This is a genomic window from Candidatus Caldatribacterium sp. (assembly GCA_014359405.1).
Taxonomy (GTDB): domain Bacteria; phylum Atribacterota; class Atribacteria; order Atribacterales; family Caldatribacteriaceae; genus Caldatribacterium; species Caldatribacterium oleiphilum.
In genome coordinates this window covers 1-2,657 of record JACIZN010000154.1, presented here as the reverse complement: position 1 = coordinate 2,657, position 2,657 = coordinate 1, and the positions used below count along the sequence as shown (strand labels likewise).

The following is a 2,657-nucleotide window of genomic DNA, read 5'->3' as shown; positions in this document are numbered from 1 at the left end:
AAAAGTGCAAACAGTGAATCCAGTAGGCTCTGGAGATGCTTTCCTTGCCGGCTTCATTTACGGTCTCATCTGCCACGGGTCCCCCAGGGATGCCCTGCGTTTTGGGACTGCTGCGGGAGCCTGTAACGCCATGGTCTGGGAGGCGGGAAAGGTGGAGTGGCAGACTTTTTCCTCTCTGGCGGAGAGGATAGAGGTTCACCAGGGGAAGAGTCTCGCAGAGGTGGGAAGGAGCGTTCTCCTGTGAGGCGTATTGGAGTTATCCTTGAGAACGAAAGAGGCGAAATTCAGGCCGTAAGCGAGGAAGTCTTTTCCCTCCTCGGCCTTCCCACGAAGGACACTTCAGCACTTAAGGAAAAGCTCTCCCAGGTCGAGCATCTCGTCCTCCCCCTCATGGAGGGAGAGAGAATCGTTGGGAAAGCAGTCATCCTCTGGGAAGGATGGCACCTTGAAGACCTCAAGAGGTGCCTGGAGGAGCGGAATCTCTTCCTCACCATTATCAACGCCATCCCCGACCACATCTACGTCAAGGATAGGAATCATCGCTTCCCCTTTGTGAACGAGGCCGATGCCCGGCACCATGGGTTTTCCTCTCCTGAGGACATGATTGGCAAAACGGATTTCGACCTCCACCCTGAGGAAATTGCAAAGCACTACTTTGAGGAAGAGGAAGAACTCCTTCGGACCGGAAAACCCATATGGAACGATGAGCGGGAGGTCTTCGATTTCTCCTTGGGAGTGCGACGAAAGATCTGGATTGCCACGAACAAGGTTCCTCTCCGCAACGAAAAAGGAGAAATCGTAGGAATCGTCGGGGTCAACCGGGATATCACCGAACAGAAGAGAGCAGAGGAAGCCCTGAGAGTCTCAGAGAAGGAAAAGATTCTCATCCTCGATACCCTCGAGGACCAGGTGGTCTACTACGAAGCCGGCCCGAGAATCGTTTGGGCCAATAAGGCGGTATTCCGGAATTTCGGCTACAAACCAGAAGAAATCGTTGGACGGTACTGCTTTGAGGTCTTCGAAAAGCGTGGCAGCCCCTGTCCAGGGTGCGCTACCGTTTTGGCCTTTGCAAGCGGAAAACCCGAGGAAGCAGAGGTTGTATCCCATGACGGGAACATCTGGCACCAGAGGGCGTATCCAATCCTCAATGAGGAAGGCCGAGTGTTCCGGGTGGTTACGATTTCCTCAAACATCACCGCCAAGAAGAAATCCGAAGAACGCATCCTCTATCTTACTTTCCATGACCCGCTCACCGGCCTCTACAATCGACTCTTCTTCGATGACGCCCTCAAGCGGCTCGATGTTCCAAGGCAACTCCCCTTAAGCGTTATCATGGCTGATGCGAACAATCTCAAACTCGTGAACGACGCCTTCGGACACCACAAAGGAGACGAGCTTCTCAAAAAGGTGGCAACCATTCTCTCCCGTTCCTGCCGGAAGGAGGATATCGTCGCCCGCTGGGGCGGGGACGAGTTCGTCATCCTCCTTCCCCAAACCCCCTTCGCTGCCGCCCAAGGTGTTCTTGAGCGAATCCGAAAGCTCTGCACGGAAGAGTTCAAAAGAGAGGAGGGATTCCTCCCCGTGAGCATAGCCCTGGGCCTTGCAACCAAGGAGAGAGAAGATGAGGACATCGGTACCATCCTCAGCGAAGCAGAAAACCGCATGTACCGGAACAAACTTGCCGAGAAACAGAGCTCCCGGGCGACACTCATTCTTGCCCTTGAGCAATCCCTTCGGGAAATTCCCGGAGAAATGGAAACGCACCATGAGCGGATGCGTTCTCTTGCCCGAAGGATGGGAGAAACCCTTGGCCTCTCGGTTCCAGAGCTTGACGCCTTGGATCTCCTTGTCCGACTCCATGACCTTGGGAAGCTCGCCATTCCCCGGGCCATTCTCGCCAAGGCAGGGTTCCTCACCGAGGAGGAATGGGAGGAGATCCGCAAACACCCCGAAATCGGATACCGTATTGCCCAGGTTCTTCCGGAGCTCCTCCCGGTAGCTGAAGGAATCCTTGCACACCACGAGCGCTTCGATGGAACCGGCTACCCCCGGGGACTCAAGGGAGAGGAGATACCCCTTCTTGCCCGCATCATCGCCATCGTTGACGCCTTTGTGGCGATGACAAGCGATCGCCCGTGCCGAAGGGCTATGCCAAAAAACGAAGCCATTAAGGAAATCACAAGAAACGCCGGCACTCAGTTTGATCCAGAGCTCGTCCAGGTATTCCTTAAGATTCTGGAAAAAGACGAGGAACAGCCTCCCCGTACCCAACGCAGGCACCCCTGAAACAAAGGGTTCGGAACCGATAGCTACGTTAGCCTCTTGAGAACCGCTTTCTGGATAACCGAGAAGCGATCTTTTTTGCCAAAATCCTCGTAAAGACTTTGGGTAAGCGATCCGCGCGGATAGGTAGTGTCTCAGGAAGTGTGTCTGTGGGGCAGCATGGTAGCCTTCCCAAGGGAAAAGACTTTCGAAAGGAGGAAAGCTACCATGCAGAAGGAAACACGTGACGAGATCGTGAAGGCGTTTGCAGAGGAGCTCAAGGTGATGGTCCGGAACCTTTTGGAGAACCTCATGCGGGAGGAGCGGGAGATCTATCTCGGGGAGCACCCTACGAAGGCGAACGGGTACTACACTCGAGATCTCTTCACCCTCGC

Annotated in this window: 2 protein-coding genes and 1 pseudogene (1 of these 3 running past the window's edge); all 3 read left to right on the top strand. The window is 54.6% G+C overall.

Going from position 1 to position 2,657, the window contains the following annotated elements:
• Positions 1-244, top strand: a pseudogene (locus H5U36_09640) (hypothetical protein); it begins 668 nt to the left of the window's first position.
• On the top strand, positions 241-2,286 hold the full coding sequence (locus H5U36_09635; protein MBC7218370.1) for a diguanylate cyclase: 2,046 nt from the start codon (positions 241-243) through the stop codon (positions 2,284-2,286). Before H5U36_09640 ends, H5U36_09635 begins: the two are co-directional and overlap by 4 nt.
• A gap of 204 nt (positions 2,287-2,490) precedes the next feature.
• Positions 2,491-2,657, top strand: a 167-nt coding sequence (locus H5U36_09630) for a hypothetical protein (protein ID MBC7218369.1), incomplete at its 3' end; no start/stop codon positions are given.